This window comes from Leptolyngbya sp. NK1-12 (assembly GCF_032598965.1).
Taxonomy (GTDB): Bacteria; Cyanobacteriota; Cyanobacteriia; order Elainellales; family Elainellaceae; genus Elainella.
Genome location: NZ_CP053586.1, coordinates 6,198,787 through 6,223,570 on the forward strand (window position 1 = coordinate 6,198,787; position 24,784 = coordinate 6,223,570).

Here is a 24,784-nt window from a genome sequence, read left to right on the forward strand (position 1 = left end):
CGCAGGAGAACTTGACCGATGGCTACCGTCAATCCAATCGAGCTGCAGAAATACCTGAAAGGCATGAACTATCCAGCCTCTAAAGATGACTTGATCGACCATGCCGAGGAACAGGGCGCAGATGACGATATTCTCGATCTGCTGGAACAACTTCCCGACGAGGAGTACGAAACGCCTACCGACGTCAACCAAGCCGTTGGCGAATTGGAATAGAGGTTGGGTTAGTACGGTCTGAGCACTGGTCAGCGTTTGGCTTTCCAACCAGCGCTCAGCACAATTGGGTCAAGCAAACTTGCGGCCTACTCCAGCGTTTTCAGGTAGGCTTCAATCGCTTCGTTGACTAATGCGGTCATCGGCTTACCGTGCTGTTCTGCCGCTGCTTTGAGTTTGCTATAGGCCGGATCGTAAACCCCAACCCGATGACGAGTGCGTTTCGCGGTTGTGGCGGGTTCATAGGTGGCCGCAAACTGGCGTAGCGTATCGAATCCGACTCGATCACAGAAATCGCCGAAGCTCTCGCGCTTTTTGCGGTTTTTCTTGAAGTAGACGAACAGCGGCTCCAGCGTTGTTTCCAGATCATCAATTTCCATGTTGTCGATGTAGGGCCGGGAGAGACGAGTTTGGTTGGGTGCTGCTCCTAGCCACAGTTGATAGGCGCTGGGCGATTGGCCCACAAATCCCAATTCCGCTAGGTAAGGACGGGCGCAACCGTTAGGACAACCCGTCATTCGAATAACGAAATGCTCGTCCTTCAAGCCCACCTTCATCAGCAAGGCCCGAATCCGCTCCAGAATACTGGGCAGCGCCCGTTCCGATTCGGTGATGGCTAAACCACAGGTGGGCAAGGCTGGACAGGCCATCGAGTAGCGCACCAGCGTATCAATTGCAGTTTCGCGCTGCACGCCGCAGCGATCCAGAATCGCTTGAATGGCAACCTGGTCTGCTGGATCGATCTCGTACAGAATCAAGTTTTGGCTAGCGGTCAGCCGCATTGGCAGGGCGAACTTCTGTTCGATTTCCCGCAGGGCGGTCTTGAGCTGGAAGCTGCCCTCGTCTTTGATCCGTCCGTTTTCGATTGAAATGCCCAAAAACAGCTTGCCGTCTCCCTGCTCGTGCCAGCCCAAGTAATCGAGATACTGGAATTCCGGCAGCGGACGGAACGGCTGAATCGGTTTGCCAAAGTATTCTTCCACCTTGGCCCGAAACTTTTCGACGCCCCAGTCGTGCAGCAAATACTTCATGCGAGCGTGACGGCGGTTAAACCGATCGCCATAGTCCCGCTGGGTCGCGACAATCGCCTTCATCAGGTCGTAGACATCGGCCTTATCGACATAGCCAATTGGGTCAGCAATGCGAACAAAGGTTTCCTCTTTGTTGTGGGTACGACCCAAGCCACCGCCGGCGTAGACATCAAAGCCTTCCAGTTCTCCGGCTGCATTGGTCAGCACCACGAGCGCCACATCCTGCGAGAACAAATCTACCGAATTGTCGCCGGGTACCGTGACGCAACACTTAAACTTGCGCGGCATGTAGTAAGTGCCGTAGATTGGCTCTTCCTTGTCGTGAAAGATGGTGCCAGTGCCATTGCGCTGGAGCGCAGCGACCACTTCTGGGTTGGGTTCTGCCGTAATCGCTTTTTCGCCATCCAGCCAAATTTCGTAATAGGCTCCGGTTCGGGGCGTCAGCAGGTCAGCAATATTGTCGGCATACTCGCGAGCATAGCAATAGTCCTGCCGGTTCTTGTAAGGAGCGGGCGGAGCCATGACATTACGGTTGAGGTCGCCACATGCACCCAGGGTCGATCCCATGTTGCGCACGATTTCGGCAATGACTGTTTTGAGGTTACGCTTCAGAATGCCGTGAATCTGGAAACCTTGCCGAGTGGTCGCCCGCAGGGTGTGGTTGCCGTAGGTTTCCGAGAGCTGATCCAGCGCCAAGTAGAGCTGGGCCGGAATAAAGCCGCCCGGATTCCGGGTACGCAGCATGAACTGGTAGTCCTTCTCCTGCCCTTTGATCCGGTTATCTCGGTTGTCTTGCTGGTACGAGCCGTGGAATTTCAGGATCTGAGCTGCGTCTTCGCTGAAGTGGGTTGTGTCTTGCAGAATTTCAGTAGCGACAGGTTCGCGCAGTGCTCGACTGCGTTCTTTCAGCCCTTCGACTTTAGAAACTCTCGGTGCGGTAATCGGTTGGGAAGGAGTGGTAACCATTGCAGCTAACTCAGCACTTGTAATCTAGCGACTTTACTTTAGGGCGATCAAGTCCCTCATCTATAACCCCTCATCTATATCCGGTTTCCCGCTCGGATTTAGGGTGAAAGGGACTGTCTGATCTTAGCATTGCATTATTTGATTAACTGCTGGAGCTTTATTAGAAAAAGTTTGACTTTAAAAACACTAGTGGGTGGGATTGGTCACTGCTTCCTTGTCCTGCTCCTTTGTTATCAGTTGTTATCAGTGACCTGGAATCAATCACCACAAGCTCCCAGCCACAGATTCTGCAGCTATGCAATCAGCTTCTACTCTACCTCCTGGCTGCTGGCTGCTGCCTGCTTCAATCACCTAATATTTGCAATCGCCTGCCGCTGTAACTCCATCAGTTCCTTAATACCTTTTTCGGCTAAGTCCAGAATGCGGTTGAGTTGGTGACGGCTAAAGCTACCGGCTTCGGCGGTGCCCTGAATTTCGATCAACTCCAGGTTGCTATCCATGACAACGTTAAAGTCAGTTGTTGCGGCTACGTCTTCGGTGTAGTTGAGGTCCAGCATCGGTTCCTTTTCTAGCAGCCCCACCGACACGGCCGCAATTTGCTGCCGAATTGGTGACTTAGCAAGTTCGCCTGCTTGCACCAATGAGTTGACTGCATCCGAAAGGGCCACAAACCCGCCCGTAATCGAAGTTGTGCGCGTACCGGCATCCGCCTGGAGCACATCGGCATCTACAGTGAGGGTGCGTTCTCCGAGGGCTTCCATGTCGAGGGCGGCGCGGAGGCTGCGACCAATCAAGCGCTGAATTTCCTGGGTGCGGCCAGACAGCTTCATAAACTCCCTGGGCTGGCGCTGCATCGTTGCTGTGGGTAACATGCGGTATTCTGCGGTCAACCAACCTTGACCGCTGCCTTCTAGAAATTTGGGCACCCCTGGCTGGATCGTGACCGTACATAAAACCTGCGTATCGCCACAATGGGCTAGCACTGACCCTGCCGCAAAGCGCGTAAAGTGGCGTTCAAACCGGATAGAACGAAGTTGATCGGGTTGCCGACCGTCGGGACGCTGCCAAACCATGATGCCTGCCTTGAGATCCTCACCCAGGATACAGCAGGGGAGGGAAGGGGGGAAGGGGATGGGGGAGATGCGGCTCGTGAGCGTCGCCGAACGAGGGGAGATGGGGAGGAATTCAGTCGTTTGAGGGTTTCTGAATCTGATGTAATCAGGCTGAAGTGAAAGAAGTAAGCAGGTTGGGTTGCTAGGCAGAAGGCTGTTTGGGCAATTTAAGAGGGTTGAGCTGGCAGATCGTCACGTGAGGCGTCTTGACGAGTCTGTTACATATGGTGTTTTATAGGGGGGGCAGAGCTGATAGTCACGCTATATTTATGGCAGCCCTTAGTTTAGTGCTCTGACCTGGAGTGGTACTTTTGCACTAGTCTAGAGATAGATCAAAGGATGCCGATTTGTGCGTTCTGACTTGGTGCATCTTTGGGAGTGGCAAATCCAGTGTTTGTATTTTGTAACAGCTAGTTGGCAGCATTCTTATGGTTTCTCAACTCGAAGCCCCTACTCGCGGTGGCAGTTCTACGTTGTCCTACTCGATCGAGGGGCTGGTTCAGGTCTTTACCTGTCCCCACCGCAGTTTTTTTACCAGCGTGATGGCGCAGGCACTTCGGATTGCGGGGCAGGGTACACCAGTGCTGGTGGTGCAGTTTCTGAAGGGTGGGATTGGGCAGGGCTATCAGCATCCGGTGCAGTTAGCTCAACATCTCGACTGGCTTCGCTGCAACCTGTCTCGCTGTATTGATACGCCGGAGATGGCGGAGGCCGAGCTGACCGCACTAGATGATTTGTGGCAACACACTCAAACCGTTGTGGCGGCAGGGCAGTATGCGCTAGTGGTGCTGGATGAGCTGAGTCTGGCGATCAATTTTGGCTTGATTTCGGAAGCAGATGTGTTGGATTTTATTCGGCAGCGCCCCCGGCAGGTGGATCTGATTTTAACTGGACCTGAGATGCCGCAGGCCATTTTAGATGTGGCGGATCAAATCACAGAACTGCGCCGGACCCATCGACCCTAACGCTCAGCACCTGCAGGACGCAGTCGATTTGGCTGATTTGACCGATTTGTAAAAAATGCGTGTCAAAATCTGGGAGGTCAGTATCATGGGCATGTTGCTAAATGCGTGCTGATTCAGAGAGATACAAATCTATGTTGCAAAATGATCGCTGGATTATTGAGCAGGCTCAGAAAGGTATGATTGACCCCTTCGAGTCGCATCTGGTGCGAGCGGTTCCGGTGGCTGGTAATGGCTTGACTCGTCCAGTTTTGAGCTACGGGCTGTCGTCCTATGGCTATGATATTCGCCTGTCGCCGTCAGAATTTTTGGTGTTTCGTCACATTCCAGGCACAGTGGTGAACCCGAAGCGGTTTAATCCTCATAACCTTGAATCGGTGCCGCTGCAATCGGATGAGGATGGCGATTACTTTGTGATTCCTGCCCATTCCTATGGATTGGGGGTGGCGCTAGAGCGGCTGCAAGTACCGGAAAATGTGACAGTGATCTGCATTGGCAAGAGTACTTATGCCCGAATTGGCCTGATTGCCAACCTGACGCCTGCGGAAGCGGGATGGCGTGGTCATCTAACGCTGGAGTTTTCCAATTCTTCCAGTGCCGACTGTCGGATTTACGCCAATGAAGGGGTAGTGCAGCTTTTGTTCCTGGAAGGGGTACCCTGTGCGGTCAGTTATGAAGCTCGACGCGGTAAATATCAGGACCAGCAAGAGCGAGTCACGCTGGCAAAGGTTTGATGCCTTATTGAATCGCTGAAATCTTCATTCCGTCGTTCAGAAAATTGAGTAAGAAAGCCTTTGAAGGCTCTTAATTCAGTACAAATGTTTCAAAATGAGAATTGCTAGGCAAAAACTCAACTTTTGCCGGATAAGAGTTTGTTGTCTGTGTAAGACGCTTAGATAAGTGAGAAAAGCTTTCCCACTTTGTCTCTACAGAGTCTCTACAGAGATTTTTGCTATGGATAGACCTTTGCTCCCCAATCCCTCTCCATCTCACTCTTTGGCATCATCTTCACCTTTGTCAACATCCTTCACTAGAGACAACTCATTCAATACTGCTAAATTTATATAGGCATCCTAAATAGGATGTGAACAAATGGTAGGCTGAGGACGTGCCCCAAACTTTACCCCCTCAGCCGATGGAAACGCTCGAACAGTTCATTCAAAGTAACCCACCTCCGTTGGAACTCAAGCGTGCACTCGCTGTGCAGATGAGTCAAGGCGGTCACAGCTATCGGGAGATCCGTGACATTCTGCAAGTGTCGGTTGGCTTCATCACAGCTAGCCATCAACGCTACGAATGCTCAGGTGTGGAGGGACTGCGCTCCAACTATTGGGGCACCCAAGGCTATCTCGATTGTGAGCAGAAGCAAGCGTTGTTTCGGTGGCTCGACGGGCAGGATGCTTGGACACTCCAGGAGGTAATTGACCACATTGAGGATGAGTATGGGGTGGTCTACCAATCACTCCAGAGCTACTATGCCCTGCTCAGAGACGCTGGCTTCAGTTGGAAGAAGGCACAACCGGTTCACCCTGACAAGGATGAAACTCTGGTTCAGGAAAAAAAAGAGAACTTGAAGCGCTACTGGCAACGCATCAATCTGAGATCGCCGATGGACAATTAAGAGTTTTATTTCTCGACGAATGCCACCTGTTGTGGGGCGATATCAGTGGCTATGGGTGGAGCCGCCGCAAGCAACGGGTGGATGTGGAAGTCAAGTCTACCAAGCAACGACAGACCTACTATGGGGCATTGGATTATCTCACCAAGCAGTTTGTTGTCAAAGAGTACAGCGCAGGCAACGAAGAGAATACGGTTGCCTTCCTACAGTATCTCCAGTCTTTGTATGTTGAGAACACGCGCCTGGTGATTGTCTGGGATGGGGTGAGCTACCACCGCTCAAAGGTGGTGCAGGAATTTCTGGAGCAGACCAATGGAGGCTTACCGACTGAGGCGTGGAAGATTACCTGTATTCGCTTAGCCCCTAATGCACCTGAGCAGAATCCAGTTGAGGATGTTTGGTTACAAGCGAAGCAGTTTATTCGCAAGTATGCACGAATGTGTAGAAGATTTGGGTCGGTCAAGTTTCTGTTTCAATTGGTCACGCATTGTCAAACCTTTGCTTTCGCCAAGGCGTTTATGTACGGCTACTGTTCATCTCCTATCTAGGATGGCTGTAGGTACATTGAGGGCTAGCTCTGTCCCGACAACACTCAGGATTAATGGCAAACTCGACCGCAACGATCAGGTGGATTTTTTTAGGATAGATGTTGCGCCTGGAGCAAGATTTTCAGCTCAAATCGATAGTGGAACTATTCGAGGAGGTAGGATACGTTCTACGTCTTATGTTCAGGTTCCTGGACAGTCTTTGAAAAAATTTCAAACAGAAGTTTATCGACCTGGCTCCTACTCTCGCGAAACTAACGTTCCATTTGTCAATAACTTGGGCTTCACACTGCGGATTTACACCGAAGTACGGAATCTAACTAACAAAACTGTCAGATACAATTCTCGATCCCTTTTTAGATAGAGGTGGAGATAGACCGAAGATCTGGACCTGTCCGATTTTTTGGACCTTGCAAGGGGCAGTATTGTTTTGGCTACGGTTGTAAATCTCCAAGTTTCGGAGTTTAGCCCCAGTCGAGTTTGTTCTATCCGTTTGGTAAGCTCAGCAAGTTGAGTTGTTCTCTGCTTTTCATCCGCTGCCAATCATCGCGACCGGCGGAAGTTGAACCAGGTTTCGAGTAATTCGCGCTGCCATTCGCGGCGGCGTTGCTGCTGGAGTTGCGCTGCCGTTCGCTGGATCAGTTCAGCAAATGTTGGGGAAGGTTGTGGCAGTTGGGCTAGAGCCTTGAGCGGAAGCCGCTGCTGCATCGCTAATGCTAAAATGCCGATCCATTCCTGGGCTTGAGGCGCAATTGCGTGCGCACCTAAAATCTCGCCTTTGTAGCTGGCGATCAGCTTCAGGAAGCCGTTGCTGTCGTTGCTGAGCTGGGCGGTTGTGAGGGCCTGTACCGGTTGTTGAGCGACTAAAACATCATTTCCATAGCGCTTTCTGGCCTGGGATTCGGTTAAGCCAATGCGCACTAGGGTTGGGTCCGTAAAGAGAGTCCAGGGAATGCGGCTGTAATCTACTGATTGGGTAGGAAGAAACAGGGCGTTGTGCAGGGCTACATCAGCTTCGTGTTGGTCAAGGGCTGCGGACACATAGCCACCCAGACTCTCACCGCAAGCATAGATGCGGGAGGTGGTGGTTTGGAGCTTGCGGTTGACCCGAATGCCCTCTGGTTGCCACTTTACTCCGGCAGCTTCCAGGTTAAGGCAGGCCAGTCTCAGGTGAGGTTTGGTTGCCAGCACCATTGCTTCCGTTGTGATTGCCCGATTGCCCACCTGGACCCAAATCTGATCATCGATTGCCCTCACCTGAGAAACCTGGGTCTGGGTCAGGACGGTTACTCCTTCGGCTTCCAGAATGGCCTGCACCAGAAACGCGGCCTCTGGATCTTCCTGGGGCAAGAGCTGCTCGCTGCTAACAATCAGCGTCACTTGAGTGCCCAAGCGATTCAGCACCTGGGCCAGTTCAATCCCGCGCGGATCGCTGCCAAGAATTAGCACCTGACGCGGTAGGGTGGGCCAGAAATTAGACCGGAAATCGGAATTGAGTGTGGCTACCTGGATCGCGGCCAGTCCTTCAATCGGCGGTATGGTGGCTTCAACCCTGGGAGCCAACAAGTAATTCCGTCCGCGCAGCCGCCGCTTGCCCACCATAAACCCTAGCTGGGGTTGCCGGCAGAATGCGCCTTCGGCTCGCATCACCTCTACTCCCGCCGCCGTGAGCTGCATCAGAGAATGGGGAGCCGCTATTGATATGGCCTGGGTTTCTGCGAGGGTCTCAGCCCATTGCAAAGTTTGGGACCAATTCCATTTGGCTGTGCCGTCGAGCTGGTAGCCCCATTGTTGCAGACAAGCCTGTTGCCGCAGAGCCTGATTGATCTGGGCTAACAACGACAACACCAGAGACGAACTCGGAGATGGCGGTTCGATCAAGGCTACCCGGGCACCGAGCTGATTTGCCCGCGCTGCGGCATAGCGCCCGACGGCAGCACCCCCAACGATAATCAAATCGTAATCAACGGTCATACAGACTCAATCCCCGGCTCAATCTTTGGCACCCAATACGGCCTTCAGTCCCGCCACTAGTTGATCATTCTGTGCCATTGTACGAACTGCCACCCGAAAATAGCAGTCGCCCAACTCTGGAAAGCTGAGACAATCGCGAATCAGCAGGCGATGCTGTAGGAGTTGCTGCTGAAGTTGGGTCACTGAGGTTTGGCTATGCACCAAAAGAAAGTTGGCAGCACCGGGTAAGGGCGTCAAGCCAGGAAGACGGTTCAAATCGGCAAAAAGCTGGGTGCGAGCAGGAACCAACCAATCCCAGGTTTGTTGTTGAAAGGCGGTATCTTGCAAAACGGCGATAGCGGCTTCAGCAGCAAGAATGTTCACTGACCAAGGGTCGCGCCATTGTTGCCAGCGTTGCAGCCGGTCCGGGTGGGCAATCGCATAGCCCAACCGCAGTCCAGGCAAACTGTAGAATTTGGTCAGCGATCGCAGAATCACCAAATTTGGATGGGCCGGAACCGCCTCGATCAAACTCTGCTGCTGCGGAGGCGGCAAAAAATCCATAAACGCTTCATCGATCACCACCAAAGCAAAACGTGAGAGCCAGGGCAGGATTTCGGCAATCGGGAACAGTTTTCCGGTCGGGTTGTGGGGATTATTGAGCAACAGGCCAGCCTGAGCAGGCAGCGGTTGAAAGATGTGCGGCGGAATCGTGGCGTCAGGTAGGGCAGCGGTCAGTTGCGGCAGCGAACAAGGGACAACTGTGGCATCAAAGGCAGCCAAGGCCCGTTGGTAGTCGCCAAAGGCTGGCGTAAACAGGCAGGTGCCCGGAAGAGCAGCCAAATCTCGACAGGCCCAGGTTAACAACTCCGCTGAGCCGTTTCCGGGCAAAATCCATTCTACTGGCAACTGATGGTGCTGACTGAGGGCTTGCCGCAGTTGGCGATAGTCTGGGTCAGGATAGTCGCGCAACAAGCTAAGGCTAGCCTGAATTGCTGCAAGCGCCGATTGGGGCGGCCCCAGCGGATTAATACTGGCTGAAAAATCAAGAATCGCAGAGGGGGAACAGCCTGCTAAGGACGCTGCCCAGACAAGGTTCCCCCCATGCGCGGGTCGTAAAAACGGCTCTTGCACGGCTCGTAAGCCTCGCCGAACGACAGGCGGATTATTTTGCCACCATTTCCTTGAAGAGCTTACCAGCAGAAAAGGCGGGTACTTTGGTTGCTGGGATCTGCATTGCTTCTCCGGTCTTGGGGTTGCGTCCTTCCCGCTCTTTGCGTTCGCGTGGCTCGAAGGAACCAAAACCAACCAGCGTTACCTTATCGCCTTGAGAGACGGCTTCCATAATTGAATCGATTGCCGCTGTCAAAACGGCATCGGCTTGCTTCTTGGTAACGTTGGCTTTTTCTGCAACCTTATCGACTAACTCACCTTTATTCATGGGTGTCTCCTTAACAACATTAGTCAGTGGTAGAGAGAGATTGACCTACGCGGTCAGAACCATCAGATCAATAGTTTGGATCTGAGGATAAAAATTCGAGGTGAGAATCAGCTCAGATTGGGTTAGATCGCTGAAACCCAGATGAACTCGAATTTTCACTGCTTTATTCTAAGGGCAACATATCCAATATGGATCGGTGGAAGCTTTAATTTATATAGATTTCGAGGATTTCTTAAGAAAACTTTTATTTGGTAAGCAAATTTACTCACCTAAACCGGCAAATTTGAGCCAAATTGCGGCTAAAAGTGTTGCGAATTGTTGCAAGTTTTTGACTCGTTTGCTGGCGGTTGAAGAGGCTGAAGTGGGGATGGATCAACCCGATGGGAAATTCTTACGGTATTGTCTTAAACGGTTTGTGGCTAGTTCGGGGATAATTCTTCGAATGCACCCCCCAAACACACCTACTCTATTTACTTGCTCTATTTACTTGCCCATGCCTCGATCTGTTACAAAAGATGGTCTCGAAATTCACGTCTTTTCCAGAAGCGGCAGTGCGATTTCAAAACCAACGTTAGAGCTAACCTGTTATGGAACCGATCTTTCCCAGCATGCATGGCAATTCCTGTTTCTATCTTTTCCCAATTCTGAGCAAAATGTATTGCTGGCTTCTCAACGCTGGTTTCTCAACAACAGCTGTTGGGTTTCTAGACACTAACAGCTAAAGCAGCACCAGCAACGAAAGTAGGGACAGACCCAGGACGAAGGCATTCGGCAAGCTCAGCCAAGCTGCTGCAACCGTTCGCGTCACCCGATCTATCCCTACATGCACCATCCCAACCTGTTCGGCTATTCAACAGCCTTGTTTGCTATTCAACAGCCTTGTTTGCTGCCCAGCGCTTAAGGCACCTGAACTCCGCGCCGCTGCAGGATTTCCTGCACTTCACGAGTCGGCACATAGCGGTAGCCGAAGTTCGAGAAGTCAGAATCATCCAAAATCTTGGGCGTCACCAGCGCAATCACTTCTTGTCGGCTGTTCTCACGGCTTGTACTTCTAAATAAGGCTCCCAAAATCGGAATATCGCCTAGAATCGGCACTTTCGTGACGGTGGTGCGGTCCGTTTCCTGGATAATTCCCGATAAAATCAAGGTTTGATTATCGCGTAGTCGAATCCGGCCTGACTGCACCTGCCGGACCGAGAGCAACGTGGCCCGGTTGGGCAGCACATCCGTTGAAAGATCAACTTCCCGAATCGGAGCTGTGACCGTCGGTTGAACTCGCAGGGTCACAAAGCCATTGTCATCCACGCGCTCGATCTCTACGGCCAACTGCAAACCGGCTACTACTTTCTGAATTTGAGAGCTGACGATAGGCTGACCACCGCCTTCTACCGGAACCACTTCACCATCAACCTGTCCAATCACTTCTTGCCCCAAGTTAACGTTGGCGGTTTCACCTTCTTGCACCACCAGGGTTGGATCGGTCAATACTTTGGCATTACCGCTGACAATTTGAGCTTGTAGCCTCGCCAGGAACCGCTGAGGATATTGGAACAGGCTGGGCAGGGCTGTAGTGATTTCCGAGTTAGTTCCTTGCGTCACGGTAACGGCACCGGTCGTCGGATCCCGCGTGATAATCGTTGGATCGCCCTGCTCAAAATCAGTAATGCCTGGATTGAGGGGATTGCCATTATTACCGAGCGGACGACTGGGTAAGAGGAACGTGGCATCGGTAGGATCAAAATTACCGTTAGGCTGCACAATTCCACCACCGCCACCGCGAATCGTCAAGCGATTGTTTGGATCAAGGAAGGGTTCGCCTTCAAAGGGATTGGGGATGATCGGCGGAGCGGCTGTGTTTCCATTCACCGTTTGCGCACTGGGCGGGTTATAGCGACCCACGTTAATTACAGCAGCGCCCCGATCAATCACACCAAAGAAGTCGCCATCACCATAGGAAAAACTGGTGTTAAAGTCTTCGGTGGCTAGCAGATTGACATCCACAATCTTGACGTTGACAGCCACCTGCCGCTGCCGTAGATCGAGCTGGGCCAATACTGCTTCCGCCATTTGAACTTGGCGCGGTTCACCGGAGAGCGTCACCGAGTTTAAGCGTGGATCTGCCGTTACAGCCAGACCATCGAGGACTCTGGCTCCTTGCAAAACTTGATCAGGTGCTGTGTTCAGTCGAACTGTTTCAATCCGGGGAGGTCTTGGTTCCTCTACGGTTCTGACAACTCCTGTAACCTCATCTCGAGTCGTGACAACTTGGGTACCGCCCTCAAAAAACTGGCGGGCTTCGGCTCCCAAGGTTGCTAGATAGGTTGCTGCTGTCAGAGCTTCGGCCTGGTTCAAACGCAGAGTGCGCGTAATCAAGTTCCGAGCGGAATCGGGTAGTCCACCTCTGGTTCTAGGAGCAACAAAAATGGTGCGACCGACTCGATTGGCATCTAGACCGGCTACTCGCAGCACGTAGTTAAACACATTCTGCACCGGCTCATTTTCGATGTCCAAAGAAACCCTGACTTCAGCGGGGGCGGCATCGGGCTGTTGCGGATCAGCAGCTTGAGTCGCGCCATCGACGTAGGCCACGTTTAACCCTGCGGCTCTGGCCAACAGCGACAGCACATCTCTGGCCGGGGCATCGCGTAGAACTAGCCGAGGCACTACCTCATCAGAGCCAAGATTAATCTCAGACGGCGAAGAGTCGATATTAGAAACCGAGATGTCTCCCAACGGTGGGGCAATGGCTCGCGGCAGCAGGGGCGGTGTGTACTCAGGTAGGCCGTCTACCGCCGGAACGCCATCAATCGTGATCTGTGGATTGGGCACCAGTACATCTCTAGAGCGGTTAGCCTGCGCGACCTGTGGAGCTGGAGCGGCTGAGGATGAACCGGTTTGAGGCGCGGCAGAGGCTGGAGCCGATTGAGCGCGAGCTGCCGAATTGGCTGCCGTCGCTTGACTGACGTTGAGCACAATGCCGTTTTGTCCCTGGCTGACCTGCCCAACCGGAGTTGTATTACCGCCATCTACCGTCACCCGCACGCTATTTTCATCGAGTTGGGCTACGGTAATGGAACGAATGCCTGGAGCTGGATTGGCCTGCTCAAAGCTGTTGCCCTCAGGAAGCTGCAACTCAGTGTTGACCAGATCGGCAATTAAAGCGTTGCCTCGATTCACGGTAAACACCTGCGGACGTTCTCCATCGCTGGTTTCTAGAACGACCTCAAATCCAGCGTCGGCTGGTTTGACCTGTATGTTGGTGATTTGGGTGGCTGCCGCTTGGGCCGCCTGTGCGGATAACAAAACCATTGCCGCACTGCTAAGAAAACTACCGAATCCAAGACGCCGTTTCACGGTTCACTCCTCCTTCATGATCTGACAGGCACCATTGACTCAAGCTTGAGCTGATCTTTGGAGTTTGAAAGCATTATATATAGCGTTTCTATATCTAGAATCTTAATCGACTTCGCCATATATAGCGCACTTTTTACCCTAATTTACGCTCAACGGAGAAAATAGCGACGAAATTAAAAAAACGTAATTTTACCTATCTGTTGGGCAAGACAAAAATGCTCCTTCTAAACCAGAAGGAGATTGCAGTTACCCACAACTGAGCCATTTTCAGCGCCGATGCTATTGGGCAGGCGGTGTAGTTGTCTCAGCTGGAGTTTCAGGCGCGGCAGTCGGCGCAGGGGTGTCAACGGGTACCAGAGCCGCCAGTTTAAAGGTTGTAGTAATGCGCGTGTCGGGTTGGCCGGTGGGGGTTAAGCGACCTCGATCGTCCAGGACAATCCGTTGGCTGGTGGCGTCCAGGCTCGAATTCAGGTCACTCACGACGAGTAGGGGCTGGAGCCGCTCGATGTTGCGAATAATCGACTGAGTTTGGGGAAACGTGCCTCTAATTTCCACATCGTAGACCCGCCGTTCGAGCTGGTTATTGACCTGCCCACCCAGACTGCCATCGGTAATCAAACCCGATTCTTCCGTATTTAGGTCAAACCGAGCCAGGGTAGCCCGCCGCGCCGGATCGGTAATGCCCGCGTTGACCGATTGGACCCGTTCATTGATGTCTAGCAATAACGTGTTGAGGCTATCTTCAGAGGCAAACAAACTACGCACATCGGCCTGGAGTTGCTGCGCCTCTTGAAGTCTGGTTCTAGCCGCCGCAATTTGCTTTTGAGTTTCCTCCTGGTTGAGTAGCTGCTGTTCCTTGGCGGCAATATCAGCCTTTAGTTCTCGGTTACGCTGCAAAGTGCCCTGCACTAGGTTTGCCCACAGCAAGTAGGCAACCACTGCCCCCAGTAAGGTCAGTAAAATAGCACCGACCGTGGGAGTAATACTTACGCCAAACACTTTAGGATAGGTGGGTGTTTCGTCCCGCCCTTCTCCAACGGTCATGAAGTCTCCACCATAGGTCATTTCTGTAATACTCCTCTGTCGCGAAGGGCTTGAATGCGGGAAGCGAGGCCAACGGATAGGGTCCGCTCTAGGTCTTGCAGCAACTCGGAGGCGGGTAAATTGGTGAGGTTACTTTCAATCCGGTACTGCACCACTTGGGGCAGCCTGACTTCCAGATCTTGGCCGCCTGTTTCAGTGGCAAACTCAACTTCGGTGGGGTTATCAATTAACTGGGAGCTAACCAGCCTGACATCCTCACTTTGCAAAAAGGGCGAGCGCTGCAACGTCAGGACAAAATCATTCACATCATTGAACGAACGAGCCACACCAGAAACAGCAATTTTAGGCGGCGGTGGTGCGGGTGCGGTTTCAGCCGTGGGCGACGGAGACGCTTCTCCTTCTGCCGGACTGGGGCTAGGTGAGGGAGTAGCAACGGCTGGGTCTTGCTCAAGCTGCTCGATAGTGGCAATTTGTACACCATTGGGTACACGCGACCGCACATCCTGAAGCACGGCTGACCACGGTTTGATGTAGTCAAACACGGAAGCGAGAGCTTGATTCTCGGTTTCGATTTGCTGGATTTGAGTGTTGATCGTGTTGACTTCACCCAACTGAGCCTGCAGCTCGCTGAGCTGGGTGTCGAGCTGGGCTTGGCGCTCCTCTAAGCTGCGGTTTTGGTTGAGCAGGAATAGCCAAAAGCCACCCACCAAGGCCGGCAAGGCAATGGCTAAAATCGCCCCAATATAGTATGGCCGAGGATCGCTGGCCGTCCGTCCCGTGCCCTTTGCTAGGCCAGCCTCTGTCGCTCGTTCTGCCCGGTCATTCAAAAAATTAATGTCTAAGCTATACATCTCACCATGCCTCCCGTAAACCTAACCCCAAAACCACCCCTAAACCGACGCGCTGGGCAGGCGTAATCTCCTGATCGGTTTCTAACGACATTGCGGTCACTGGATCGACTTGACTGGCCGGTAGGCTCAATCGCTGCGAGAAAAATTCATCTAATTGGCCAATCGCTCCACCCGGTCCAGCCAGCAGAAGCTGGGCTACTTCCATATTCTCGCCTTGATTGTGGTAGAAGTCGATCGAGCGGCGCAACTCATCAGCCAGTTCTCCCAAAACGCGCAACATGGCTGCCGTACCCGGATTGACACCGCCACGAGTGGGATTGGTCGGCATCGTGCCCATGCTGTCCATCGGAATAATCGGAATCGTCATGCCTTGCAACAAATCAGTATTGCGAGACGGAGGCAGGTTCATCGCCCGACTCAGTGCCGTTTGCACTTGATAGGTTCCGATCGGCACTGTGCGGGAGAACTGGGGCACGCCATCCACCACAATCGAAATTTCAGTATTCTCGAACTGGATATCGACAATTGCAGCGGCCTCTTGAGGCGTAAACTGCCGCAGCTGCTGACGGATGGTGCGAATCAAGGAAAAACTGCTGATCTCCAAAATATCCACCATCAGTCCAGCCAAGCGGAAGGTTTCGAGATAGGAATCGGTGACTTCTTTGCGGGTGGCTACTAGCAGCACCTGCACTTTCTCGATGCCATCTTCATCGACAAAGAACCCTAGCTTTTGGTAATCCACATCGGCTTCTTCGCGAGGAAACGGCAGATACAAACCCGCTTCCTGGTTCAACACCATTTCCCGCAGCTCCCGATCGTCCAGCTCCGCCGGTACCGGAATAATCCGCGTCACCGTGTCTCGACCGCTGGGAATCGCAGTCGCAGCATGTTTGACCTTGAGCTTCGTTTCGGCTAGAACAGACTGAATGATCTCGGCCATCGCCGCCGAATCCATAATCTGCCCTTCTTGAAAGATTCCTTCTGGAACTTCAGCTGAGGCCAGCGTCGCCAATTGAAATCCCTGACCTTTTTTCTTGAGGCGAGCCACATTCACCCGATCGGCTGTCAACTCGACCCCAATTCCCTTCGTTTTTCTTGAGAATACGTTTTTGAGACCACTAACCACAGTTCTTGTCCATTGAGTAAGGAGGAATTAGAACGTGCAAGGAGACCGAGAGTTTAAAAACTTTCGTCAGATAAAAATTGTGCTAACTCAGGATAGCGAATCTCCGCTGTTTTGGATCCGTCCAATTCGCGAATTAGCAGAATCCGATGTAAATTTTCGCGTGGGTTCGCCTCGTGGGTTCACTTCGTCAAGTCTTTAATAAACAGGATACAAATCCGCGGCTTAGATGTGTTGGTTTGCTGTACCGTGATTCTACGGAACTTTGATTCAGCCGTCATTGAATTTGGCGATTAAACCGCAACTAAACAGACAATGTGCACCTACGTGCACCGAACACCAATTGTCTCCAACCACACCAAAATCTTTCCCCCACCCCTCACCCCCCACCCCTTACCCTTCACCCCCCACGCCCCACCCCCCACCCCTTACCCCCCACACACCACACACCAAGGTAAAGTAGTTGGAAGCCAGATTAGGTAGACCAGATCGAGCTATGAACAGAATCAATCGGTGGAAACAGTTTGGTATCTTTGCGTTATTGGGCATCTTGCTGAGCTGGATGATTAGCTGTAGCCCCAACTCCACGCCTTCCGGATCGGCTACGGCAGGGGCAGCAGAGGTCGAGTTTTGGACGATGCAGCTCGAAGCTCAGTTTAAGGACTATTTCGACCAGTTGATTGCCCAGTTTGAAAAGGAAAATCCGGGCGTGAAGGTGCGCTGGGTGGATGTGCCCTGGGCCGATATGCAAAGCAAAATTCTCACCGCTGTTTCGGCTAATACGGCTCCCGATGTGGTTAACCTCAATCCTGATTTTGCAGCCCAACTTGCCGGTCGCAACGCCTGGTTAGCGCTAGACGACCGGATTGGCGAAACCGACAAAGCCCAGTATTTGCCCAACATCTGGAAAGCCAGCACCCTAGACGACAAGAGCTTTGGTCTGCCCTGGTATCTCTCAACCAGCATCACCATCTATAACCAAGAATTGCTGCAACAGGCAGGCATCAGTCAGCCACCGACCACCTACGAGGAACTGGCTCAAGTTGCCAAGCAGGTCAAAGACAAAACTGGTAAATATGCCTTCTTCGTCACCGTAGTTCCCGAAGATTCGGCTGAGGTGCTGCAATCGATGGTGCAGATGGGCGTCACACTCCTCGATGACCAGGGCAAGGCTGCCTTTAATACCCCAGAAGGCAAAGCTGCCTTCCAGTACTGGACCGATTTGTATCAGCAAGGACTGCTGCCCAAAGAAGTGCTGACTCAGGGGCATCGGCGGGCGATTGACCTCTATCAGGCGGGCGAGACGGCTCTGTTGACGACCGGACCCCAGTTTCTCAAAACCATTGCTACCAATGCTCCAGCCATCGCCCAAGCGTCTAGCGTCGCTCCCCAAATCACGGGTAAAACTAACAAGAAAAACGTGGCGGTGATGAATCTGGTGATTCCACGCAACACCGACCAGCCCGACGCGGCGCTAAAGTTTGCTCTCTTTGTTACCAACAACGAAAACCAGCTCTCGTTTGCCAAAGCTGCCAATGTGCTGCCTTCCACGATTGCAGCCCTAGAAGACGCCTACTTCACCCAAGTTGGTGCCGACGCTCCAGCCCTTGACCAGGCCCGCTCGATTAGCGCCAAACAAATGCAAGATGCCGAGGTCCTCTTACCCAGCATCAAAGACATCAAAGAGTTGCAAAAAATCGTTTACGACAACCTGCAAGCCGCCATGCTAGGCGAGAAAACGGTTGACCAGGCGGTTGCAGACGCCGCCGCTGAGTGGGACGAGCGATGAAGTTTTGAGTTTTGAGTTTTGAGTTTTGAGTTTTGAGTTTTGAGTTGAAACAGTTTAGTTTTAAGTGTTGCGATCTAAAGAGATGTATCGCAAGCTGGAGCATCAAAGCATGACCCCAGATCAATCAACTCAAAACTCAAAACTCAAAACTCAAAACTTAAATTAAAGGTTTTGCACTAAAACATAGGGCTGCACAATCAGGGCATTAAAGCGGCGAGTGCGGTCGTTGCCCCAGGCTGTGAGCTGTTCGGCTGAAGGCTTGGAGAGCTGCTGTTCGCTGATCCAGTGCTGTACGGCCAGCACATTATCGCTAGCAATAGCAACACCCACATCAGCCAGATCCAGACTGGAATCGACAATGACTACCGCGTCTCGCTGCACATGGGGAATCAACCAGTCCCATTCTGCTTCGTCAATCATTTCAGCCAGTTCGGCTCTTAAATCCTGCATGAGATAGCTTTTTCACAATTTTTGTCACAATAGCACAGCCAGCGACAGACTGACCTAGCCCACCAGTGACTGGAATGCGGGCAATGTAGGGAGTGAATTGCGTTCCCGCAGGGTAGGGGACTAAACCCCTTGTCTAGTCTGCTACTCTGCGAGAAGGCTGCGCTTAAAGCAGCCTTTCCCGACTAGCCCGCGTTGACGCGCGGATGGGCAGTGACGCAGCCGAGACAAACGGATTGCCACAAACGGATTGCCACAAGATGCTGTACAGATTCTCAATCGCGTCAATCGAGCAGTTGATTAAAGAACGGTTAAGAAAAGATTATTAGGATGGCAGAATCGAGCAAGCTAGATCTTCTAGCTGGAGTTCGTGCTATGCCTGCTACTCGATTGTTGTCTGCTTGGCTGTTGCTAGGAAGCGTGGCCCTGGGGCTGGGGTTGAAGCTGCCATCCGCCCATGCAACTCGAATTCCTGCCTGTATGCGGGTTGTTCCGAGTGGTGAATTGGTGATTCGCTACGGTGAGCATTGGTGCAGGCGGTAATAAAAGGCATCATCTGCCGAGATCATGCAGGGCGTGGATGACGGTAACGCACTGCTGAGTCACGGCTTCGAGTTCTTCCCGTTTGGTGGAGATGGGCGGCGTGATCAGTTCACCGATACGGACGGTAACGGGTACGGGTTGGGGAAACTTGCTGCCCTTGGGCACAATCGCCTGCGTCCCCCAGAGGCTGACGGGTAATAGGGGCACCTGAGCTTTGGCGGCCAGCAGGGCGGCTCCCAGTTTGGGGTCGGGGATGCGGGCATCGGCGGTGCGAGTGCCCTGCAAGAACACACCCACGGCCCATCCGGCTTCCAGTTGGGCTAGGGCAGCTCGGATGGCACTGCGGTCAGCCGAACCCCGTTTGACCGGATAGGCTCCATAGAGGCGAATGGCCCTTCCTAACACAGGTACATGGAACAGCTCTTCTTTTGCCATATACGAAACCGGACGCTGCACGCAGTTGGCGAGGATGGGCGGGTCGAAGTCGCTGGCATGGTTGGCGACAACTAGCAGCGGCCCCTTTTGCGGTACCTGTTCTACCCCATAAATGCGGCCACGAAAGTATAGGTGCAGCATCGGGCTGACTACTGGCCACTTGAACAGATGGTAGAGCACGAGGCTGATCAAGGGTTCGCGTTGGCGGACTGGGGAGGCTGGGGAAGGAGTATCGAGCATGGAAATGGGCTACAAATCGGAATTTTAGCGATGCTACTGTGATTTTATTTTCCAGCTTTATTGCCACTAGCAGGCGAAAGAAGTGGGATGCGATTTTGGATTCGCGAAATTGGCGGCCTATCAATCAGATGGCAACCGCAAGCAATGCCTCGTCTTACAGCCTTTTTCAGGCTAGTGAAGTACGAAAGGGGTGCAGGGGCACTGCCTCTGCGTGGGGGCTTCGCTCCCACACCCCCTACACCTCACATGAGTGAAAAACGCTGTATTTGGAAGGCTGTGTATTTGGAAGACTGTTTGTAGAACTGTTGGAAAATGTTGGTAAAACGGCGAAAGGTGGACTTCGGTGTAACTACCCTTTGTAAAGGAGCGTAACAGAGGCTAGGATGCGAGGGCGCACTTCACGCAACCGCCAAGCAAGTTTGGCTGAAGCTGTCCCCCTATGTTGAGAAAATTGGGAAAACCCTTCCCTCCCCCGCCCTCTGTGAATTCATCCAGTGTTTCGCCTGCACCTGCTTCACCTCAGCCTAATTCTGCTCCAGTCGATTCCTCCAGTCGCTTGATTGGCACGCTCAAGACCATCAGCACCGTGCCTGGCAAATGCTACAGCTATTTTGACAAGTTGACGAAGGAGCGCTCCCACAGTTTTGCCTTCAAGCTCGACCAGATGCGCCAGGTTTCGATTGACATTAGCAATCAGCGCCGGCCCGGTTTGTTTGGAGATTTGATTCGCACTCGCAATATCCAAGTGATTCTCTGGAGCGAAGACGGCAGCCAGCAGCTCTTTTCGATTGCCCCTGGAGACCGCAACCGCGAAACGGTGATCCTAAAGTCGGGCCGCTACCTGATAGAACTCAAAACCCGTACCAGCCAGAAAGTAGACTATGTTTTGCAGTTGATGCCAATGAAGTGGGTGGTGCTGGATTATTTTGTCGGTTGAGGGGGCAGGAGCCAGGAGTAGGGGTGAGTTTGTAAAAGTTAGGTTGTAAGTGTATGAAGGGCATTAGCTTGGCTAAATCTGCCCCTGCAAGAGTTAAAGGAAATGCTAAATTCCGGCTTTGACTCCTGTCTCTCAAAGATTTACTAAAATGGGCTGCTGCAGTCGGCAATTGTGGTCAGGCTCCATCACAATAAGTAATGTTGAAATAGCGAATTTTCGGTCGGAGTAATCGGATATGACTTTGTCGCTGATTAAGTTTTCCTCGGAGGACTGTGGGCTATGCCACAAGATGTCGTTTTATGACCAAAAGGTGGCTGAAGAGTTAGGTTTGCAGTTTGTTGATGTGAAAATGCAGGATACGGCAACCTATCGGAAATATCGCAAGATCCTGCTGACCCAATATCCCGACAAGGCTGAAATGGGTTGGCCGACCTACATTATTTGTGAAGACCCGGAAGGCGACTTTAAAATCGTCGGTGAAGTTAAAGGTGCCCATCCGAAAGGGGAGTTTCGGACGAAATTGCAGGACGTGATTGGGTAGAGGGAAGTTTTGAGTTTGAATATCAAATTCGGTTGATCAACCAGAATTTGCGCACAGGCGTTTTGCCAAAACGCCTGTACAATCCGGAGGCATTTCGCAATACGCCTGTATAATCCGGAGGCATTTCGCAAAACGCCTGTACAATCCAGCATTTGAATTAAATTGAATTAGGGTGTCAATCGTAGTGGGCTAGAGTTTATTCTCAAAACAAGAGGGGCGGATTGCTGGTCACGCCCCTAAGATTGGATTTAATTATAACCATGCAGGGATGTCCTGCTAGCTAGCAGCTTGGGCTGGTTTTTGAGGGGCCGTGGCTGCTTTGGGTCGGGCTTTGGCTTCGGTCGCTGGATCAACCGAGGAAAATTCGATGTGATTTAAAAGAGTTGTGACAAACGCAAACAGCAGAAACGGCAGCGAGAGCACCAGGATCAGCCCCACCGTTGCCAAGGCATAGATCGGACGACTGGCACCCATGAGTGCCAATGCTGCCGCCAAACTCAAAAACAAAACGACCAACCAAACAATGATCTGACCGTAGATATCACCAAATGTGAGTGTGCAAACCACGCGATATTTTTGCATGTCCATAGACTTGTCCCAGCGATATGCTTATTAACGTTTTACAGTAAGTCAAACAGGGGAGCATAGGGTTGGAATCTAAACCTTTCTAAAGGGTTGAAACAATTTGTAACAGAAACGAGGGAGGATTTGCTTCCCCATGCCTGATCGCTTCATCCTGTTCTACAAACCCTATAATGTGCTGTCTCAGTTCACAGAAGAATCTGGCAGCCCAGCGCGGACGTTGAAGGACTATATTTCCATAGCGGAGGTGTATCCGGTGGGCCGACTGGACCGAGATAGTGAAGGTTTGCTGTTGCTCACCAATAATGGTCGAGTGCAACAACGCCTTAGCAATCCGCGCTTTGGGCACCCGCGCACCTATTGGGTGCAGGTAGATCGTATTCCCGATGCAGAGGCACTGCAAACACTACGGCAGGGAGTGGTGATTCAGGGCTATCGCACCCGTCCAGCTCAGGTGAAGCTGTTGGCATCGGAGCCAGCCTTACCGCCGCGCGATCCCCCAATTCGGTTTCGAAAGAATGTACCCACGGCTTGGTTGGAAATGACGCTGACCGAAGGCAAAAACCGGCAAGTACGGCGGATGACGGCGGCAGTCGGGTTCCCGACGCTACGCTTGGTGCGGGTTGCCATCGGGGAGTTGGGCTTAGCGGGACTGGAGCCGGGGCAGTGGCGGGAGTTGACTGAGGCGGAGGTGAGGCTGGTGAAGGGGTGAGGGTTCTCCTCCCGTATCGCTGTCGATTCACAATCAACACGCTAATCACCTGATTTGAGTTGGGCATGAGCACATAGGTAAAAATTCCCTTAACGGCTTTGTCAAAGTTGATCAGCAGGGTTGCCTTTGATCAGTTGAGTGGAATGATCGGCAAACCCGTATTGATTCACCCACCATTCGCTGATGCGTTTCTCAATGTGTTACCAAAGTAGTAACTATGACTTGACTGTAGATATACCAGAGAGTAGGGTCATGATTATTAGAGTCGATGATGCGAGTAACGATAATCCAGTGCTGATTTTCCTTCCGTATCTGCCACCACGAATTGCGATAGCTTCATTAGTTTAACCTGACTCTGGGTTATGCTAGGCTTCAGGATGCCCAAGCTCACACGCTGGGTCAATGCACTGGCTCAATGCCCTAATGTTAATCTAAGGTTTGATCCGGTCATGGTGCGAATTTAATATGGCAAAAGTATTCGACTCAATCAGCGACAAACTGCAAGATTTTATTGCGGCGCAGCAAATATTTTTTGTGGCAACAGCTCCCCTCAGCCCATCTGGACATGTGAATTTGTCTCCCAAAGGGTTAGATAGCTTTCGCGTGTTGTCGCCCAACCGGGTTGCCTACATCGATTTCACCGGCAGCGGCAACGAAACCTCAGCCCATCTGCAAGAAAATGGACGCATCACCTTTATGTTTTGCGCCTTTGAAGGAGCGCCTTTAATTCTGCGGCTCTATGGACAGGGGCGGACGGTTCTCCCCGACGATAGCGAGTGGCTGGTGCTGTCGCCGCTGTTTCCGGCAATTCCGGGGGCACGGCAAATCATCGTGGCCGACATTGACCGAGTGCAGACCTCCTGTGGCGCAGGTGTGCCGCTTTACGAGTTTCAGGGGCAGCGAGATGTGATGGTGAACTGGGCCATCAATAAGGGCGAGACGGGCTTGCAGGATTATTGGTACGAAAAAAATCGGGCCAGTATTGATGGTTTACCGACCCCATTGGCAGATTTTATCTAAGGGAATGTGCGTTTAGCTAACCGTGGCCAACGCCTGTTCCACCGCCCGCAACGTCTGATCCACTTCTTCGGCACTGACAATCAGCGGCGGCACAAACCGAACCACCTTTGGACCGGCAGGCACCAGCAGCACCCCAGCCTCGATGGCCGACTGCACCACAGCGCTAGAGGTCAACTCAATCTCAGCATTCAGTACCAAGCCGTTAATCAAGCCCCAACCGCGTACGTCGCTAATCAGATGGGGATAATTGGCCGCAATCGACCGCAGCCCTTCTCGCAGTTGTTCACCTCGCGCCTGCACGTTTTCCAACAAATTCTGCTGTTCCAGCGTCCGGCACACCGCTAAAGCTACGCCACAAGCAAACGGGTTGCCGCCAAAGGTGCTGGCATGGTCGCCCGGTTGAAACACATCACAGAAGGATTTACACAACATCGCCCCGATCGGAATGCCGCCGCCCAAGCCTTTGGCCGAGGTGAAAATGTCCGGCTCGATGCCCAAATTCTCGTAGCCCCAGTAGCGCCCTGTGCGGCCCATGCCTACCTGCACCTCATCGCAGATCAGCAGAATCCCCTTCTCGTCGCAAATTTCGCGAATGCGCTGGAAGTAGGCTTGATCGCCGGGGCGCACACCGCCTTCGCCTTGTAGAGCCTCTAGCAGAATGGCGCACACCTGCCGCTCGCTGCTGTCTAACAGGGCCACCGCTTGCTCGATGGCGGCAATATCGTTGTAGGGCACGTAGTAGAACCCAGGCATCAAGGGATCAAAATTCTTCTGATACTTGGGTTGCCCCGTGGCGGTGATCGTAGCGAGGGTGCGGCCATGAAAACTGGCGTGGGCTGTAATAATCACCGGATCGCTGATTCCCAACACCGTGTGGGCATATTTGCGAGCCAGCTTGATCGCTCCTTCGTTGGCTTCGGCACCGGAATTGCAGAAAAACACCCGGTCGGCGCAGGAATGCTCGACGAGCCATTGGGCCAGTTCGCCCTGGGGCTGGTTGTAGTACAGATTCGAGACATGATGCAAGGTTTGAATCTGCTGATGTACTGCCTCCACCATCACCGGATGGGCATGACCGAGCGTGCAGGTAGCAATTCCAGCTACAAAATCGAGGTATTCTCGGCCTTCGCTATCCCATACGCGGCAACCCTCACCGCGCTCTAGGGTAATTGGGAAGCGGGCATAGGTAGACATGACATAGCGATCGAAATCCGCTGTCGTAAATTGGAGAGGTACGGAGAGGGGAGTTTGCACAAGGGTTTCTGGACTCACAGGCTATTTCTCCAAGGCAACAGATCTAAAGGACAAACAGGCAGGACAAACGAGCG

At 52.5% G+C, this 24,784-nt stretch carries 25 protein-coding genes; 12 read left to right on the forward strand and 13 right to left on the reverse strand.

What is annotated here, in order from left to right; genetic code table 11:
* The first annotated feature begins 18 nt into the window (after positions 1–18).
* Positions 19–213, forward strand: a complete 195-nt coding sequence (locus HJG54_RS26635; protein WP_316432241.1) for a DUF2795 domain-containing protein — start codon at positions 19–21, stop codon at positions 211–213.
* 86 nt (positions 214–299) lie between these two features.
* On the opposite strand, the gene sir is transcribed toward HJG54_RS26635, so the two are convergent.
* Both sir and rph read right to left on the reverse strand, forming a co-directional pair.
* A complete protein-coding gene (gene sir / locus HJG54_RS26640) occupies positions 300–2,207 on the reverse strand; it encodes a sulfite reductase, ferredoxin dependent (protein WP_316432242.1) in 1,908 nt (635 codons plus the stop codon).
* A gap of 347 nt (positions 2,208–2,554) precedes the next feature.
* A complete protein-coding gene (gene rph / locus HJG54_RS26645) occupies positions 2,555–3,280 on the reverse strand; it encodes a ribonuclease PH (RefSeq protein WP_316432243.1) in 726 nt (241 codons plus the stop codon).
* 467 nt (positions 3,281–3,747) lie between these two features.
* Here rph and HJG54_RS26650 point away from each other — a divergent pair, with 467 nt between their 5' ends.
* The 4 genes from HJG54_RS26650 to HJG54_RS26665 all read left to right on the forward strand — a co-directional run bounded on the left by HJG54_RS26650 (position 3,748) and on the right by HJG54_RS26665 (position 6,447).
* Positions 3,748–4,284 carry a P-loop NTPase family protein gene (locus HJG54_RS26650; protein ID WP_316432244.1) on the forward strand — a complete coding sequence of 179 codons (537 nt, stop codon included), beginning with the start codon at positions 3,748–3,750 and terminating at the stop codon, positions 4,282–4,284.
* A 131-nt stretch (positions 4,285–4,415) separates the two neighbouring features.
* A complete protein-coding gene (gene dcd, locus HJG54_RS26655; RefSeq protein ID WP_035999006.1) occupies positions 4,416–5,015 on the forward strand; it encodes a dCTP deaminase in 600 nt (199 codons plus the stop codon).
* Between the two features lie 401 nt (positions 5,016–5,416).
* Positions 5,417–5,902 carry a helix-turn-helix domain-containing protein gene (locus HJG54_RS26660; protein ID WP_316430114.1) on the forward strand — a complete coding sequence of 162 codons (486 nt, stop codon included), beginning with the start codon at positions 5,417–5,419 and terminating at the stop codon, positions 5,900–5,902.
* Positions 5,884–6,447 carry an IS630 family transposase gene (locus tag HJG54_RS26665; protein WP_316435628.1) on the forward strand — a complete coding sequence of 188 codons (564 nt, stop codon included), beginning with the start codon at positions 5,884–5,886 and terminating at the stop codon, positions 6,445–6,447. Before HJG54_RS26660 ends, HJG54_RS26665 begins: the two co-directional genes overlap by 19 nt.
* 540 nt (positions 6,448–6,987) lie before the next feature.
* On the opposite strand, the gene HJG54_RS26670 is transcribed toward HJG54_RS26665, so the two are convergent.
* From HJG54_RS26670 to HJG54_RS26680, 3 genes are read right to left on the reverse strand one after another with little or no spacing between them, the layout of a single operon-like run.
* Positions 6,988–8,418: a dihydrolipoyl dehydrogenase family protein gene (locus HJG54_RS26670; protein ID WP_316432245.1), complete on the reverse strand. Its 1,431-nt coding sequence runs from the start codon at positions 8,416–8,418 to the stop codon at positions 6,988–6,990.
* A gap of 18 nt (positions 8,419–8,436) precedes the next feature.
* Entirely contained in the window at positions 8,437–9,531 is a 1,095-nt protein-coding gene (gene cobD / locus HJG54_RS26675) for a threonine-phosphate decarboxylase CobD (protein ID WP_316432246.1), read from the reverse strand.
* Positions 9,532–9,562: 31 nt separating this feature from the next.
* Positions 9,563–9,865, reverse strand: a complete 303-nt coding sequence (locus HJG54_RS26680; protein WP_316435671.1) for an HU family DNA-binding protein — start codon at positions 9,863–9,865, stop codon at positions 9,563–9,565.
* Positions 9,866–10,034: 169 nt separating this feature from the next.
* Between HJG54_RS26680 and HJG54_RS26685 the strand changes: the two genes are divergently transcribed.
* Positions 10,035–10,553 carry a hypothetical protein gene (locus HJG54_RS26685; protein WP_316432247.1) on the forward strand — a complete coding sequence of 173 codons (519 nt, stop codon included), beginning with the start codon at positions 10,035–10,037 and terminating at the stop codon, positions 10,551–10,553.
* A gap of 182 nt (positions 10,554–10,735) precedes the next feature.
* Here HJG54_RS26685 and HJG54_RS26690 read toward each other — a convergent pair whose 3' ends face one another.
* From HJG54_RS26690 to pilM, 4 genes are all read right to left on the reverse strand, one after another.
* Positions 10,736–13,192, reverse strand: a complete 2,457-nt coding sequence (locus HJG54_RS26690; protein ID WP_316432248.1) for an AMIN domain-containing protein — start codon at positions 13,190–13,192, stop codon at positions 10,736–10,738.
* A gap of 279 nt (positions 13,193–13,471) precedes the next feature.
* Positions 13,472–14,257, reverse strand: a complete 786-nt coding sequence (locus tag HJG54_RS26695) for a hypothetical protein (RefSeq protein WP_316432249.1) — start codon at positions 14,255–14,257, stop codon at positions 13,472–13,474.
* Positions 14,254–15,087 (reverse strand): PilN domain-containing protein, encoded by an 834-nt coding sequence (locus tag HJG54_RS26700; protein ID WP_316432250.1) that lies wholly within the window; start codon positions 15,085–15,087, stop codon positions 14,254–14,256. Before HJG54_RS26700 ends, HJG54_RS26695 begins: the two co-directional genes overlap by 4 nt.
* Before the next feature lies 1 nt (position 15,088).
* A complete protein-coding gene (gene pilM / locus HJG54_RS26705) occupies positions 15,089–16,213 on the reverse strand; it encodes a type IV pilus assembly protein PilM (RefSeq protein ID WP_316432251.1) in 1,125 nt (374 codons plus the stop codon).
* A gap of 493 nt (positions 16,214–16,706) precedes the next feature.
* On the opposite strand from pilM, the gene HJG54_RS26710 reads away from it, so the two are divergent.
* Positions 16,707–17,999 (forward strand): ABC transporter substrate-binding protein, encoded by a 1,293-nt coding sequence (locus HJG54_RS26710; RefSeq protein WP_316432252.1) that lies wholly within the window; start codon positions 16,707–16,709, stop codon positions 17,997–17,999.
* A gap of 162 nt (positions 18,000–18,161) precedes the next feature.
* Here the strand turns inward: HJG54_RS26710 and HJG54_RS26715 are convergent, their stop codons facing one another.
* Entirely contained in the window at positions 18,162–18,449 is a 288-nt protein-coding gene (locus tag HJG54_RS26715; protein ID WP_035998987.1) for a DUF2288 domain-containing protein, read from the reverse strand.
* Positions 18,450–18,821: 372 nt separating this feature from the next.
* Between HJG54_RS26715 and HJG54_RS26720 the strand changes: the two genes are divergently transcribed.
* Positions 18,822–18,989 (forward strand): hypothetical protein, encoded by a 168-nt coding sequence (locus HJG54_RS26720; protein ID WP_316432253.1) that lies wholly within the window; start codon positions 18,822–18,824, stop codon positions 18,987–18,989.
* 9 nt (positions 18,990–18,998) lie between these two features.
* Here the strand turns inward: HJG54_RS26720 and HJG54_RS26725 are convergent, their stop codons facing one another.
* Positions 18,999–19,664, reverse strand: coding sequence for a lysophospholipid acyltransferase family protein (locus HJG54_RS26725; RefSeq protein WP_316432254.1), 666 nt, complete (start codon positions 19,662–19,664; stop codon positions 18,999–19,001).
* A 481-nt stretch (positions 19,665–20,145) separates the two neighbouring features.
* On the opposite strand from HJG54_RS26725, the gene HJG54_RS26730 reads away from it, so the two are divergent.
* Positions 20,146–20,601 (forward strand): hypothetical protein, encoded by a 456-nt coding sequence (locus HJG54_RS26730; protein ID WP_316432255.1) that lies wholly within the window; start codon positions 20,146–20,148, stop codon positions 20,599–20,601.
* A gap of 235 nt (positions 20,602–20,836) precedes the next feature.
* A complete protein-coding gene (locus tag HJG54_RS26735) occupies positions 20,837–21,142 on the forward strand; it encodes a thioredoxin family protein (protein ID WP_316432256.1) in 306 nt (101 codons plus the stop codon).
* 276 nt (positions 21,143–21,418) lie between these two features.
* Here HJG54_RS26735 and HJG54_RS26740 read toward each other — a convergent pair whose 3' ends face one another.
* Entirely contained in the window at positions 21,419–21,730 is a 312-nt protein-coding gene (locus HJG54_RS26740) for a hypothetical protein (protein WP_035998977.1), read from the reverse strand.
* 130 nt (positions 21,731–21,860) lie between these two features.
* Between HJG54_RS26740 and HJG54_RS26745 the strand changes: the two genes are divergently transcribed.
* Both HJG54_RS26745 and HJG54_RS26750 read left to right on the forward strand, forming a co-directional pair.
* A complete protein-coding gene (locus tag HJG54_RS26745) occupies positions 21,861–22,436 on the forward strand; it encodes a pseudouridine synthase (protein ID WP_316432257.1) in 576 nt (191 codons plus the stop codon).
* Positions 22,437–22,901: 465 nt separating this feature from the next.
* Entirely contained in the window at positions 22,902–23,456 is a 555-nt protein-coding gene (locus HJG54_RS26750) for a pyridoxamine 5'-phosphate oxidase family protein (protein WP_316432258.1), read from the forward strand.
* 12 nt (positions 23,457–23,468) lie between these two features.
* Here HJG54_RS26750 and HJG54_RS26755 read toward each other — a convergent pair whose 3' ends face one another.
* On the reverse strand, positions 23,469–24,728 hold the full coding sequence (locus HJG54_RS26755; RefSeq protein WP_316432259.1) for an aspartate aminotransferase family protein: 1,260 nt from the start codon (positions 24,726–24,728) through the stop codon (positions 23,469–23,471).
* Positions 24,729–24,784: the final 56 nt, after the last annotated feature.